The 14,492-nt window shown below is 71.5% G+C and carries 11 protein-coding genes; 2 read left to right on the top strand and 9 right to left on the bottom strand.

All coding sequences use genetic code 11. The annotated features are described in order from the left end of the window. Window positions 1-7: 7 nt before the first annotated feature. The 6 genes from ACZ7LT_RS06870 to ACZ7LT_RS06845 are packed head-to-tail and all read right to left on the bottom strand — an operon-like array spanning window position 8 to window position 8,568. Window positions 8-1,252 carry a cytochrome P450 gene (locus tag ACZ7LT_RS06870; RefSeq protein WP_471234927.1) on the bottom strand — a complete coding sequence of 415 codons (1,245 nt, stop codon included), beginning with the start codon at window positions 1,250-1,252 and terminating at the stop codon, window positions 8-10. Beyond that, a complete protein-coding gene (locus ACZ7LT_RS06865) occupies window positions 1,253-2,347 on the bottom strand; it encodes an acyl-CoA dehydrogenase family protein (protein ID WP_471234926.1) in 1,095 nt (364 codons plus the stop codon). It abuts the gene before it with no gap. Between the two features lie 2 nt (window positions 2,348-2,349). Beyond that, window positions 2,350-3,495, bottom strand: coding sequence for an acyl-CoA dehydrogenase family protein (locus ACZ7LT_RS06860; RefSeq protein WP_471234925.1), 1,146 nt, complete (start codon window positions 3,493-3,495; stop codon window positions 2,350-2,352). After that, window positions 3,492-6,830: a non-ribosomal peptide synthetase gene (locus ACZ7LT_RS06855; protein WP_471234924.1), complete on the bottom strand. Its 3,339-nt coding sequence runs from the start codon at window positions 6,828-6,830 to the stop codon at window positions 3,492-3,494. Before ACZ7LT_RS06855 ends, ACZ7LT_RS06860 begins: the two co-directional genes overlap by 4 nt. 48 nt (window positions 6,831-6,878) lie before the next feature. Further along, window positions 6,879-7,928 carry a BtrH N-terminal domain-containing protein gene (locus ACZ7LT_RS06850; RefSeq protein WP_471234923.1) on the bottom strand — a complete coding sequence of 350 codons (1,050 nt, stop codon included), beginning with the start codon at window positions 7,926-7,928 and terminating at the stop codon, window positions 6,879-6,881. Window positions 7,929-7,932: 4 nt separating this feature from the next. Continuing rightward, a complete protein-coding gene (locus ACZ7LT_RS06845; protein ID WP_471234922.1) occupies window positions 7,933-8,568 on the bottom strand; it encodes a hypothetical protein in 636 nt (211 codons plus the stop codon). Between the two features lie 716 nt (window positions 8,569-9,284). Here ACZ7LT_RS06845 and ACZ7LT_RS06840 point away from each other — a divergent pair. Together ACZ7LT_RS06840 and ACZ7LT_RS06835 are read left to right on the top strand one after the other, a co-directional pair. Beyond that, on the top strand, window positions 9,285-10,661 hold the full coding sequence (locus ACZ7LT_RS06840; protein ID WP_471234921.1) for a nucleobase:cation symporter-2 family protein: 1,377 nt from the start codon (window positions 9,285-9,287) through the stop codon (window positions 10,659-10,661). A 58-nt stretch (window positions 10,662-10,719) separates the two neighbouring features. Continuing rightward, entirely contained in the window at window positions 10,720-11,418 is a 699-nt protein-coding gene (locus tag ACZ7LT_RS06835; RefSeq protein WP_471234920.1) for a helix-turn-helix domain-containing protein, read from the top strand. 24 nt (window positions 11,419-11,442) lie between these two features. Here the strand turns inward: ACZ7LT_RS06835 and ACZ7LT_RS06830 are convergent, their stop codons facing one another. The 3 genes from ACZ7LT_RS06830 to ACZ7LT_RS06820 form a co-directional block, all read right to left on the bottom strand. Next, window positions 11,443-12,165: a dioxygenase family protein gene (locus ACZ7LT_RS06830; RefSeq protein WP_471234919.1), complete on the bottom strand. Its 723-nt coding sequence runs from the start codon at window positions 12,163-12,165 to the stop codon at window positions 11,443-11,445. 125 nt (window positions 12,166-12,290) lie between these two features. After that, window positions 12,291-13,196, bottom strand: coding sequence for a helix-turn-helix domain-containing protein (locus ACZ7LT_RS06825; RefSeq protein ID WP_471234918.1), 906 nt, complete (start codon window positions 13,194-13,196; stop codon window positions 12,291-12,293). An 89-nt stretch (window positions 13,197-13,285) separates the two neighbouring features. After that, a complete protein-coding gene (locus ACZ7LT_RS06820; protein WP_471234917.1) occupies window positions 13,286-14,491 on the bottom strand; it encodes a winged helix DNA-binding domain-containing protein in 1,206 nt (401 codons plus the stop codon). Window position 14,492: the final 1 nt, after the last annotated feature.

Genomic DNA, 14,492 nt, shown 5'->3' with positions numbered 1-14,492 from the left:
GTCCACCTCAGACCGATCCGGCCGCGGCGCGTATGCGCACCGGCAGCGACGTGATGCCGTTGAGGAAGTTCGACGCCAAGTGCCGTACCTCACCGGTGAGTTCGACCTGCTCCACCCGGCGCAGGAACTCCTCGACAAACATCTGCAGCCCGAACTGGGCCGTCGAGTTGCCGATGCACCGATGGGCACCGAAGCCGAACGCCACATGGGGATTGGGCCGCCGTCCGGGATCGAAGACGTACGGGTCGGTGAACACGGACTCGTCGCGGTTGGCCGAGGCCAGCCACGCCGCCACGAGACCGCCGGCCGGGATCACCTCGTCACCCAGCCGCACCTCCTCGGTGGTGCGGCGCAGCAGATGGTTGACCGGGCTGGACCAGCGCAGCGTCTCCTCCACCAGGTCCGTCACCGCGACACCCTCGCCCCGGACCCGCTTCCACAGATCGTCGCTCTGCGCCATAGCCAGCACGAAGTGCGCGGCGGCCTGCGGCACGGTCGGATTGGCCCCCATCAAGAACGCGTAGCAGTTGAGCACGACCTCGTCGTCGGTGATCGGACGGCCGTCGATGGTCAGGCCCAGCAGGCGGGTGACGAGGTCCTCGGCCGGCGCGGCGCGGCGCTCGGCGATCAGCTCCTGGAACACGGTCATCAGGAAGACATGAGCCTCCATCAGCGTGGCCGCGGCGTTGCCCGTGGTGTAGGCGGGGTCCTCCGGAGCCATGCTGGCGACCGTCCACCGGGTCGTCTCGGGCCACAGCCGCTCGGGAACGCCGAGGACATCACCGGCCACCGCCATCGGCAGCGCGGCGACCAGGGCGGCGATGTCGCACTCCCCTTGCCGGAGCGCGCCGTCGATCAGAGCGCCCACCCTGGCCCGTACGCGCTCCTCCTGCGCGCGCATGACGTTCATCGACAGCGTGGAGATCGTCCGGCCGCGCACCATGCCGTGCCGGGGCGGATCCATCAGGTGGATCGCCTTGCCGCGAGCGCTGTCCCCGTTGCCGAGAACGGTGAGCATGGTGCTGTACGCGGAGCTGAACCGGCTGGTGTCACGCAGCACGTCCAGGACGTCCTGGTGCCGGTGGACCGACCAGAACGGGGTGCCGTCGGCGGTGGTCTGCCGCCAGACGGGCGCCTCGGACCGCAGCGTGCGCCATACGGCGTGCGGGTTCCCCGAGCGGTACAGCTCCGCGGGGAAGACGTCGATGTCCGCGAGGGCCACGGGCTCGGGGACGGTGGTCGTGATGAACATTCAGGCTCGCTCCGCTGCTGTCGTCGTCAACCGCTGCTCGGCCAGGGCGGCCAGCCGGCGGGCGCCGGCCTCGCGCCACAACCGGGCGGGCGGGCCGAACCTGCTCGCGCCCTGCCGGACGGCGAGGAAGAAGTCATGGACCGGGTTGTCGCGGCGCATGCCGCGCGCGCCGTGCGTCTGGACGGCGACGCGTACGGTGCGTACGGCGGCCTCCGCGGCCTGGGCCACGGCCGAGACCGCGTCCAGCGCGAACGGCTCGTCCGCGTCGGCGGCCCACGCCGCCCGGCGGATCAGCAGGGCGAGCGCCGACAGCTCCACGTCCGCCCGCGCCAGCGGGAACGCGACGGCCTGGTTGTCCAGGACGGGACGGCCGAACTGCCGCCGCGTGGCGGCGTGCCGTACGGCGAGCAGATGCGCGCCTTCGGCCAGCCCCAGCAGGTACGCGGCATGACGCACCCGGGCCCGGGCCAGCACGCCATGAGGGTCCTCGGGCGGCCGACCGGTACCCAGATCGCCGATCACCTCGTCCGCCCGTACGGACAGCCCGTCCACGTCGAGCCGCACCACCGGCGTACCGGTGGCGGTGGCACGTCGGCGCCAGGTCGGCGCGTCCAGCAGGACGAGCAGCGTCCGGTCCGCCGCGGCGACGGCCACGACACGGCCGGCGTCCAACTGCCCGGTGTCGTCGGTCATCACCGCGCCGGCCAGCTCCCAGCCGTCTTCGGTCCGTACGGCCACCGGCGGCCGCCCCGCGCCGGCCGTCAGCAGGTCGAGCCCCGCCGCGAGGACCGAGGTCTTCCCCTCCGCGACGGCGGGGGCCAGGCCCTGCGGATCGCCCGCCGCGCGCAGCGCGTCCAGGGCCAGCGCGCCGCCGGAGTACACATCCGGCAGCGCGCGCCGGCCCAGTTCGCGGCAGACCACCACGCCGCAGCCGAGACCGAGGTCAAAGCCGCCGGCGTCCACCGCCGCCTCGAAGGCGGGCGCCTCCATCTCGCGCAGCGCGAGGAGCACGTCGGCGGGCCCGGAACCGGCCGCGAGACGGCCCCGCACGGTTGTGGCGAGCCGGTCCACCAGCGGGTCGGGTCGCAGATCCATCGTCAGTTCACCCCCGCGTCGCCACGGTCGAACGCCGAGGCGACCAGTTCGAGCATCATCTGGGACGTGCCGGCGGAGAGCGTCAGTCCTGGTGCCTCCCGGTAGGCGGCTTCCAGGACGCCGAGGTCGGCCGGGGCCAGATCCCCCAGGCCGTAGCCGAGACCGTGGGCGAGCGAGGCCCAGCAGGCGACCTCCTGGGCCGTCTCGCTGGTGTGGTACTTGGCCCGGGCGGCGGCCACCGGATCGACGACGTCCCGGTCGAGCCCGCCGATCACGTCCCAGGCCAGCAGCCGGCCCGCGTCGACGGCGGCACCGAGGCGGCCGATCCGTTCCAGCAGCGTGTCGTCGTCGGTGGCGGTGTCGACACCGGCCAGCGCCTTCCCGTACCAGCGCGCGGCCTTCAGCGAGTAGTCGAGACCGGTCCGCTCGATCGCCAGGCAGCGGTTGAGCAGTGCCCAGCCCTCGCCCTCGGCGCCGAGCAGGTCCGCCGCCTCCACCCGGGCGCCGTCGAAGACGACACAGTCGAACTGCTCGTCGGCGACGCTCGCGATGGTGGAACGGCGCACCCCCTCGGCGTGCAGGTCCACCAGGAACAGACTGATGCCGTCGTACTTGCTCGCCCCCGTGGCGGTCCGCGCCGCACACAGGCCGATGTCGCTGAACCCGCTCTTGAGGCCGTAGACCTTGGTCCCGGTCAGGCGGTATCCGTCGCCGTCCCGGACCGCCTCGGTCCGCAGCGAGGCGAGGTCGGAGCCCACGTCCGGCTCGGTGTAGAGCACGGTCGCGAACCGGTCCCCGCTCGCCAGGGCCCGCAGGTACCTCGCCTGCTGGTCCGGCGAGCCCGCCTGGAGCAGGAACAGGCCGACGATCTGCACGCTGAGCACATGCAGCATGTCGGGCACACCGCCGTGCACCAGCTCCTCGACGACCGCGGCGGCCTCGGCATGTCCCACGCCGCGCCCGCCGTGTTCCTCCGGCCAGTTCACGGCGAGCAGCCCGTGCCGTCCCAGCAGGCGGTAGAGCGGCCGTACGTCCGGCTCCGGCTCGCCCGCGAGTGCGGCCAGCGCGGCGCGGGTCTCCTCCAGCGCCAGCACCTCCCGCACCTCGCCACGAAGGCGGGCCTCACCGTCGGCGGTTGCGAAGTTCACGACTCCCCTTCCCCGGCCGACGAGCCCATGATCCGGTCGACCTCCTCGTCGGACATGTGCTCCAGCAGGTCCAGCAGTTCGTCGTCGGGCAGGGCGGCCACCCGCTGCCGCTCCACGAGGGCGGCGAGCCCGGCGACGGTCGGGTCCTGGAAGAAGTCCGCCACGCTGATCTCCACCTCGAAACGGCGGCGGATGCCGGAGATGAGCTGCGCGGCCTGAAGGCTGCTGCCGCCCAGTTCGAAGAAGCCCGTGACCACGTCCGCCCGTACGAGACCCAGGGCGGGGGCGAACAGCTCTTCGGCGATGATCCGTTCCGTGTCGGAGCGCGGCGCGGTGATCACCGCCCCGCTCTGCCCGGCCGGAGCCGCCGGAGCGGGCAGGGCCCGGCGGTCGACCTTGCCGCTCGCCGTCAGCGGCAGTTCGGGGAGCACGACGACGTGCTGCGGCACCATCGTGGGCGGCAACCGGTCCGCGAGTCCCGCGCGCACCTGCTCCGAGGTGAGTCCCTCGGCCCCGGGGGCGCCCACATGGGCGACGAGCGAGACCTGCCCCCGCGGATCCGTCCAGGCCTGCACATGCGCCTGCCGGATCCCGGGCAGCGCGATCAGCGCCGCCTCGATCTCGCCGGGTTCGATCCGTACCCCGCGCACCTTGATCTGACGGTCCACCCGGCCGAGGAAGACCAGCGCGCCGTCGCGGCGCCGTTTGACCAGGTCGCCGGTGCGGTAGAGCCGGCCGCCGGGGGCGGTGCCGAACGGGTCGGGGACGAACCTCTCCTCCGTGAGCCCCGGCGCGCCGAGATAGCCACGGGCCAGCCCCTCACCGCCGATGACCAGCTCCCCGGGTGCGCCCAGCGGCACCGGCTGCAACCGCTCGTCCAGCACATGGGCGACGTGGTTCGTCATGGGCAGTCCGATCGGCGGCGAGCCGTCCCAGTCGCCCGCGCACTCCTGGACGATCATGGTCACGGTGCACTCGGTGGGACCGTAGCCGTTGAAGAACCGGGACACCTTGTTCCACCGGTTGACCAGCTCGCCGGAGAAGGCCTCACCTCCGACGAAGGAGATACGCAGCCGCTCCAGAGGGGCCGGGTCCAGCAGCGCCATCACCGTCGGCGGCAGATCGATGACGGTGATGCCGGAGTCCTGGAGCATGGCCTGCAGCCGGTCCACGTCCAGCCGCGCGGTGTCCTGCGCCACATGCAGCTCGGCGCCGGTGAGCAGGGCCGAGAACATCTCGAAGACGGAGACGTCGAAGGTGTAGGAGGCGTAGCCCAGCACCCGGTCGGCCGGGGTCAGGTCGAAGAGCTCCTGCGTCGAGGTGATGAAGTTGACGACGCTGCGGTGCTCCACCAGCACGCCCTTGGGAGCACCCGTACTGCCCGACGTGTAGATGACGTACGCGAGATCGCCCGGCTTCGTCGTGACCGGCGGGCGGTCGGCGGGCAGGGCGGACAGTTCCCCGGCGACGGCGTCCAGCGCCAGGGAGGGGGGACCGTCGGCCGGCAGACCGGCCACGAGATGGCCGAGCGTGACCACGAGACGAGGCCCGGCGTCCCGCAGGAGCGTGGCCAGCCGCTCGCGCGGATGCCCCGGATCGAGAGGGACGAACGCCGCGCCCGCCTTGAGCACCCCGAGGACGGCGGTCACATAGGAGCAGCCGCGCGGCAGGGACAGCGCGACCAGGTCCCCGGGACGTACGCCACGGATGGTCAGCAGACCCGCCAGCCGGTTGGCCTGCTCGTCGAGCTGACGGTAGGTGAGCCGCTCGTCCCCGGCCACCACGGCCGTGGCGTCGGGCGTGGCCGCGGCCCGCTCGGCGAACCAGGCGTCCACCGAGATGTCGCGCGTGGGCCTGGTCTCACCGCTGCCGCGGCGCACCATCGCCTCGCGCTGGTCGGCGGGGAGCAGCGGGGCGTGCGCCGCGACGGTGTCCGGGTCGGCCACCAGGGCCCGCAGCACCTCGCGGTAGTGCGTCTGCATGCTGTCGATCGTCTCGGCGTCGAACAGGTCGACGCAGTACTCGACATCGATCGACGACTCATGGCCGGATTCATACATCTGCCAGGTCGTGTCAAATTTCGCGGTGTGCGTTTCCGGGCCGTCGAAATCGACGTCAATTCCGTGCAGCGGCATCGACTGGCGGCGCTGCGGCAGGAGAAATGCGTTCTGTACCAAGGGAGAACGTGCGGGGTCACGGGTCGGGGCGACCGCCTGCACGATACGTTCGAAGGGAAGCTCCACATGAGCGAAGGCACCCCGGACGACTCCGTCGACCCTGCGGATCAGCTCCCGGAACGTCGGTTCCCCGCCCATGTCGACCCGGAGCGGCATCATGTTGACGAAGAAACCGATGAGCGATTCGAGTTCCAGGCGGCCACGGACACTGGTGGAACAGCCGACCACCAAGTCGTCCTGCCGGGTGTAGCGGTGCAGCATGGTGAGGAAGACGGACACATAGACCGCGTAGGGAGTGGTGTCCATCTCCTGGGCGAGCCGGTGGACCGCGTCCACGACGTCCGCCTCGACGGGCTTACGGGCGAATGCGCCACGGAAGGTGAACTGTTCCGGACGGGGCCGGTCGGGAGGTAATTCGACGACCGGCACGTCCTTGAGCGTGGTGCGCCAGTAGGAAAGCAGCCGGTCGAGTTGCGGCCCTGCCAGCCATTCCCGCTCCCACAGCGCGAAGTCCGCGAACTGCACGTGAATTTCCGGGAGATCCGGCTCGCGCCGTTCCACCGCGGCGCCGTAGAGCTCCGCCAGTTCCGCCGTGAACACCTCGCTGGAGGTGGCGTCGAAGACGGAGTGGTGCACCACCCAGGCGAAGTAGTGCTCCTCGGGTCCCGTGCGGTAGAGCGCCGCCCGCCACAACGGGCCCTCGCCGAGCGCGAAAGGACGCCGCACCAGCTCCCCGGCCAGCTCCCGGCAGCGGTCCCGTCGCTCCTGCGGGCCGTCACCCGTGACGTCGGTGACCGGAAGAGCGACCGCCGGGGCGGGGGAGACGACCTGCACGGGCCCGGAGTCGATCTCCCGCAGCGAGGTGCGCAGCGTCTCGTGGCGCTCGACCACGGACCTCAGGGCCGCCTCCAAGGCGTCGGTGTCCAGCGCGCCGCGCAGCCAGATGCCGGCCGGGATGTTGTAGGCCGACATGCCGGGGGAGAGCCGGTCGAGGAACCACAGCAGGTCCTGCGAGTAGGACAGCGGGGCCGTGTCGCCCCGCTTGCGCGGTGTGGGCCGGTCCTGGACCGTCCCCTCCTGGCCCGAGCGCAGCAGCGCGAGGAACTTGACGCGCCGTTCGAGCGGCAGCCGTCCGAGTCGTTCTCTGATGTCACTCATGGCCCTGCTTCCGCACGGTCGATTCGGATCCCGCCGTCGCGCACCCCGTCATGACTCCGCCACCGTGGAAAGGGTGCGTACGGCCTGTTCGTAGGCCTCGGTCAGCCGGGCACCGTGGTGCTCCAGCCGGGCCGCCCAGGCGGCCGGCTCCCGGTGCCCGTGGGCCGCCGACACCCGTAGCGGTGTCCAGCGGTGGGCCACGGTCTCCACCCGGCGGCCGGCCTCCGCCAGCGCCGGGGAGTCCCAGGCCCGGCCACGGGCGCGCAGCAGTTCACCGTGGAGCGCGGCCTGGGCCTGCATGGCCCAGCCGAACGTGTACACCTCGGCCACGGCGGCGCCGTCCCCGGCGTGCGCGGCCGCGACGACCTGTTCGGTGAACCGCCGCACGCCGGCCAGGCCCGTGAGAGCGCCGCCGTCGTCAGGTCCGCTCCCGGTGTCCCGGAACTCCGCGAGGTTGGCGCGCAGGACGGCGCCCAGACGTTCGGCCGTGAGCGCGGGCACCCGTTGGGTGACCCGTACGTCGAGCCAGCGGGCAGCGGCGGCGGCCCCACTGAAGAACACGTCCTGCTCGTCGGCCGGGTTGCCGGACTGCCAGGCGCGCAACAGGTCGGGCAGGTCGAGGCGACCGTAGTGAGCCGGTGGCATGGGGTCGGAGACGAGGGCCGCACCGCCGCGGCGGTCGACGTCCCTGACCACGATGAGGTGCGCCGCGTGCACGTCTCCGTACGCGGGCCGGAACGGCAGATGAAAGTTGTCCACGGCGATGACCGGCAGGCGCCCCGCGGACAGCGCCTCCTCCAGCGCCGACAGGGGGTCGCCGGGCGGCGCGGTGCGCCAGCGGGAGGTCACCGGCGAGTGCGGCAGGACGCTTCCCGCGAGGTCGCCGGGACGGCGGCATGGCCAGTAGTACTCCTCGGGGCGCACGTCCCCCGGGATGAACCGGAACTCCCAGCCCAGACCGAGTGTGTCGAGGGGTTCGGCGCCCGCGTGGGTGAGGACGGCGGCGAGGGTGGCCTGCAGACAGCTGACGGGGTCGCGGTACCACTGCTCGACGCGGGCTCCGAGCGGAGCGGCGGAGACTGTGGGGACGGTGGCCACGCGATCAGCTCCGTCCGGGGCGGCAGAGCGTGGCGGCGAAGACATGGAGTGCGATGTTCCGCGGCAGGCGCAGCGCCCGTAGCGCCCCCCGTCGTACCACCGGCACCCGCTGACACCACAGCATGCCCGGTACGCCGCGCTGCACATGGTGGGGGTAATGCATCACCGACGTGGCGAAGGCCTGGCTCTCCCCGAAGTGAGGAGCGGCTGCCCAGAAGTCGGATATTCGTATGTGCTCGAAGTCGACGGCACCGTCGTCGAAATGGAGGGCGATCTCGTCCTCGACCCGGCGCTCCCCGGCGGCCAGCAGGTAAATCCAGTCGAAACGGCCGGGCGGAAAGGAAAGCAACTGCCCGTCGCTGCGCACGTTGTCGAACTGCCCATGCCCGGCCTCCGGGAACCGAAACGGCACACCGTCGACCACGGTCTCTTTTCCGGCAGGTAACTCGGCGACCGGGAGAGAGTTTCTCCACACGTTGAACGCGCCGACACCGGTGGCGGTTTCGGCGGTGACACCAACATTGTTGTACGCGTCGCTCAGATCCAGTGGAACGAATTGCCAGGCAGGCGTATCCGTCTGGTTGTGACCCGGTACTTCCGATTCGGTCCTCAATAACTCCGCGCTGTTACGAGACGTCACCCCTGGGGTTGACATGCTCCTCCACGGTTGTAGTCACCGACTGACTCCGAGAGCTGTTTAGGTTCCCAATTGTTATCACCGCACCCCCTGTGCAGCAAGGTTTTTTCGTCGTAACGGGCTCTCACCGGCGATCCTCAATGATGTTGGCCGGTTTCCGCTTCATGGAAGGGTGGCGACGGCCAGGTTCGGCCATGCATCTCGGGATATGGGCGATTTACGCCCGGGTTACGTCAGCCACTCTGCACGGTCGTCTGCGGGCAAACGCCGTTCCGAAGGCCGATCTTGTGCTAAGCGCGCGAATATGTACGGCACGTTTGTTTTCCAGCGGCCGTATGGCTCGCCTCGCTCTCATGGGCAACGAAATCCGTAGTCGATGCGCACCTCGGCCATCGATTCGTAAGTTACTGAGGGGTTTTCCTTCAAGAAACACGGTCAGCCACCTTGCGCGACGCCCCGCCCGTCCGTAAGGATCTGTGTCCGGCCCGGGCCGTTCGCCCCAGCCCCCTCATGCCTCCCTGTCTGGACGCCTGGCCGCGCACCGGTAACCCCGGGCCGCCAGCCGGTGAACCGCCTGATCCGCGCGGCCGCCCGGATGCCCCCTTCGAGGCTCTCCCCGCGACCCCGCCGTCGCGCTCCCTCTCATTCACCTACCTCAAGGCAAGGCAGAGATGGCACCACCGGCCTCACGCCGACGACTCCCCGCCACCCCGCATCCGGTGGACGAGGTCCTTCCGCTCCCCAAGCTCTCGCTCTACGGCTTCCAGCACGTCCTGGCCTTCTACGCCGGCGCCGTGCTCGTGCCGGTGATCCTCGGCAACAGCCTCGGTCTCTCGCGTGAGGAGCTCATCTACCTCATCAACGCCGACTTGGTCACCGCCGGAATCGCCACCATCATCCAGGCGTGGGGCTTCTGGCGGATCGGATCCCGGCTGCCGCTCGTACAAGGGGCCACCTTCACCGCCGTCTCACCGATGATCGCCATCGGCCAGGGCGCGGGAGGCGGCACCGCGGGGCTGCTGGTGGTCTACGGCGCCGTCATCACCGGCGGTGTCGCGGCCTTCCTCTTCGCCCCCTTCGCCGGGCGGCTGGCCAAGTACTTCCCCCCGATCGTCACCGGCACCCTCCTGACCGTCATCGGCATCGTCCTCATACCGGTGGCCCTCCAGGACGTCGGCGGCGGTTCGACCCTGATCGGCGGACCCGGCTACGGCGACCCGGCCAACCTCGCCTACGCCGGCGGCACGCTGCTCTTCATCCTGCTGGTCGTGCGCTTCGGCGGCCCGTTCCTGCGCAGCATCGCCGTCCTGCTCGGGCTCGTCGGCGGAACGGCCGTCGCCTGGCTGCTCGGCGACGCCGACCTCGGCGCGGTCGACCAGGCCGACTGGCTCGGCGTCAGCACCCCCTTCCACTACGGCCTGCCGACCTTCTCCCTCTTCCCCATGCTGGCGATGGTCGTCGTCATGCTCATCACCATGGTGGAGACCACCGGAGACGTGTACGCCATGGGCGAGATCACCGGCCGGAAGGTCGACGGAGACACGGTCAGCCGGGCCCTGCGCGCCGACGGCGTCGCCACCGTCCTCGGCGGCGTGCTCAACTCCTTTCCGTACGTGGCGTTCGCGGAGAACATCGGCCTGGTCCGGATCTCCCGGGTCACCAGCCGGTTCGTCGTCGTCGCGGCCGGAGTCTTCATGATCCTCCTCGGCCTGGTGCCGAAGGCCGGCGCCGTCGTGGCCTCCGTACCCCATCCCGTGCTCGGCGGCGCGGCCGTCGCCATGTTCGGCATGGTCGCCACCGTCGGCATCCAGATCCTCGCCAAGGTCGACCTGCGGGAGGAACGCAACGCCCTCATCCTGGCCGTCAGCCTCGGCGCGGCCATGCTGCCGACGGCCGTCGCGCCGTTCTTCGAGCGCATGCCGACCGAGGTCCGGGCCGTCCTGGGCAGCGGGATCACCCTCGGCACCCTGACCGCCGTGCTCCTGAACCTCTTCTTCCACGCCTTCGAGAGCCGGCGGAAACGGGAGGACATCGACTGGGACGGTCTCGCCGAGTACGACGACGGCACGGGCCCGCAGACCGCCACGGCCCGCTGACCCGCCCGCCCCGCCGAGCCCACCGCCCCGCGGGGCCACCCACCGAGGTGATCCGTACGTGTCCCACCCACCGTTCTCTCCCACCCAAGCCCGGGCCGCCCGCCTCTGCATCGGCCTGACCCCTGACCAGGTCGTCGCCTCGATGGCGCAGCTGGGGGTACGCCGCCCGCCCGAGGCCGTCGTTGCCTGGGAGGCGGGCACGGTGGCGCCCTCGGAGGCCGAACTCTTCGCGCTGGCCGACGCATTGTGGTGCCCCGTCCCCGTCCTGATGGCGCTACAGCCCCGATCGCTGCGCGAGCACCGCCTGGCCCGGCAGTTCACCGCCGAACGGCTGGCCCAGCGCATCGGCATGGACGTACACGACTACGCGCGGGCCGAGAACGACCACCGATGGAGGGGAACCGACCGGCAGACCATGCTCCTGGCGGACGCGCTGGGCCTCGAAGCGGAGGAGCTGCTGCGCATCATCGGCCGGGCCGGTGAGCTCGACGGTCTGCTCCGCCAGGCCGTCGAAGGGCGCTGGAAGCAGTACACCGCCCCGCTCGCCCGGCTGGTCGGCGCCCCCGAGCGCAGGGTGGCCCAGGCACTGCGCACCCTGCACCAGGAGTACGCCGGGTTCAACGAGCGCTACATGGGCCACCTCGTCGCCCGCAGCGATCACGCACGGCTCAAGGAGATCGCCACGGAACGCGCCCGGTGGCTGCACGCCCTGTCCGACCGCTTCCTCCACCTGGCCGGCCACGACACCCGGCCGTGACCGTGCCGACCGGCACCCTTCCCGCTACGTCCTGGTGCCGGCGGGCGGTGGGGTCGTCGGGGCGGGGGAGGGCGACTGCGGCACGTCCAGGACGAAGTCGAAGGTTCCCTCGCGTGTCCTGCCGACGTCCCGGACGGTCATCAGCAGGCGCGCGTCGAAGATCGCGTCGGTGTTGTTGCGCGGTTCGTCCGGGAAGTACAGCTGGGTGGTGAGCACGGGCCGGTTGGGGGCCTGCACCTTGACGTGGATGTGCCGGGTGCGTCCCGGATAGAGCCCGGGGACGATGGTGGACAGCCGGAAGGCGCCCCGGGCGTCGGTGAACTGGTGGCCCCGAAACGCGTATCCCGTGTTGTCGTAGGCGCCGTTGACGTCCGCCTGCCAGAAGTCGAGCAGGGCGCCGGCGATGGGCAGGCAGGCGCGGCCGAAGACGTATCCGGCGACGGTGAGCCGGATGCCCGGGGTGCTGGGGCGCACCAGCGAGGTGCGGTGCGGGGAGTTGGGCTTGAAGTACGGCCCCTCCGTCTGCGGGACGGTGGGGTCGTCGCCGTCGTCGCAGGCCGGTGTCGGTTCCAGGCCGGTCGCGGCGCCACCGGCGTGCTTGCGGGCGAGTGCGACTCCGGTCCCCGCGAGGAGCGGCACGGCGCCGACCGCCGCGGCCGCTCTGAGCAGGCTCTTCCGGCTGACCGGCCGGGCGCCGGCGGGCGGGACGGCCGTGGTCTCCGGCTCGTGGTCGTGGGGGGAGGGCATGCGCGTGCTCCTTCGCGTCATGGGGAGGTGCGAGTGAGGGACGGTGCCGGACCATGGGGGGACGGAGCGGTCACGGCGAGGAGGGTCGTCAGCTGTCCGCTCGGCCCGGCACCGCGCGAGCCAACCTACGGGCCCTCCTTGGGGCCCGCGAGGGACGCGATCCGGGGATCGTGGTGTTTTCCTCCGACCCCGGCCCGGAACTCCTTCGGTGTCAGCCCGGTCTCACGCCGGAAGAAACGGCTGAAGTAGGAAGGGTCCTCGAAGCCGGTCTGCCGTGCGACCTGCCGGACCGTCAGGCCGGTCGCGGCGAGGAGCCGTTTGGCCTCCAGGGTCTGCTGCTGACGGATGAGCCGCCCGGGGGTGTGACCGGTGGCCTGCTTCACCAGGGCATGCAGATGCCCCGCGGAGACCCCGAGTTCCCGGGCGTACTCCGGTACGGAACGCAGCTCGGCGTCCGGCCGCGCGATCAGCCGGGTGAAGGACGCGGCCAGCTCGGCGGCGCGCCCGGCGGCCGGGCAGGGGCCCGGCTCGGAGGCGCGCAGCGCCCGTACGACCAGGATGTGCAGATAGGCCCGGAGCACACCGGCGTACCCCTCGCGCAAGGCGGCGTACTCACGGTGCATCTCGGTGAACAGTCCGGCGATGTCGGCGTTCTCGCCCGTGAGCCGCAGCCATGGCCGGCCGGCGAGCAGACGCAGCGCCCCGGCGTCCTCGGGGTGGGAGAGCAGGAAGTCCTCGTTGAACAGCACGACGTCACCGGTCAGACCGTCCGCGTCCTTCCAGTAGTGCACCTGGCCGGGGGTGATGACGCATAAATGCGGTGGCTCGAGCGGCCAGTGCGCGAGATCGAGCACATGCGCGCCCCGGCCGCCGGTCACATGCACGATCTCGTAGAAGGTGTGCCGGTGGGGGAATCCGGCCCTGGACAGCGGGCCGATGGAGTCGAAGGAGCCGATGGCGAAGGGCATCAGATGCGGCAGCGGGACCTCCAGCCGGTGCAGCGGGAGGTCCGGCGTGCGGGCCGCGGTCATGGGGTGGTCCGTCGCTCGAACATCCGCCCAGTCTGGGACGGGCTGCGGCCAATGGCCCAGACCATCCTCGGTCGTTCGGGCCGCAGCTGTCAGCGGGTGGACGCCGGGGGCCGCCGCCCCGTGCCAGGGCCGGCGAGGTGGCGTTCGAGAGGGGTGCGGTAGCACGGCGTGACCCGGATGCCGCCGAGGAAGGCGGTCAGACGTCCGATCTCGGTGTCGATGGCGGCGCGGGCCTCTTCGCCGGGGTCGGTGAGGAGGTGGTGGCTGATGTGCCCGTCGGGGTGCTGTGCCCAGCCGCCGATGATGCGGCCGTTCCACCAGACGGTGGGGCCGATGTTGCCGTTGCGGTCGAAGAGAGCCGCCGTGTGGGCGGGGTCGAGGTACCAGTCGCGGTGGCGCCAGCCCATGGCCGTGGGGTCCAGGCCCGGCAGCAGCACCGCTCCGGGAGCCTCGACGGCCGGGACCGGATCCAGGTCCTCGGGCAGGAGGTAGCCGGTGCCTTCGTCGAGTTCGACTGCCTCGGCGCCCGTGGCGGCCAGGGCCTTGCGCGTGTCGGTGAGGTTCCAGCCGGTCCACCACTTCAGGTCGTCCACCGTGACCGGGCCGTACGCCGTGAGGTACTGGCGGGCCAGCGTGGTTCTGGCCTCTGCGGCGGGCAGTTCGGGCAGCGGTCGGGCGGGCGCCCAGCGGAACTGCGCCGAGGTCCATGACCCGGCCGGACGGGACCGGCGGATCCGGCCTTCGGCGGCCAGCACTCCGAGGACGGGGGAGCTGGCCCGCTGGCGGGACTCGTACGACTTGCCGGCGAAGGTGACGAACTGCTCGCGCAGGTCGGACACGTCGTCGGCGAGCTGGGCGGCCGTGGCCTCGCCCCGGTCGGCGAGTGCCTCCAGAACCGCCTGCTCGACCGCGTGGTAGCGGTCCTCGTCCCAGCCCAGGGAGCGGCTCAGGGTGGCGAGGGCTTCGGTGCGGTGGCGCCGCGAATCGGCGACGGTGGCGGATCTGACGGCCGGGGCGAGATCGGCGGGGACGACGAACATGGTGCGGCGCATGCACCGTATGCGCTCCAGTGCGAGCGGGCTGTCGTAGAGGGAGCGGTCGATGGACGCGGCGGCGGGTTCCTTCATGCGGGCCGCAGCGGCGAGGAAGACGGTCGCCGGGTCGGTGGCATGCAGGCCGATCAGGGCCTCGGCCACCTCCTGGGCCGACTCCTTGCGGAGGTGCGGTGCGAGGAGGTGACGGGCCGTGAGCCGATCACGCCGCTGGGCCGCGCTGATGCGGGGGAGGGCGGTCACG

The sequence above is a fragment of the Streptomyces sp. NPDC039465 genome (assembly GCF_055639315.1).
This window is presented reverse-complemented; position numbering and strand designations above follow the sequence as displayed.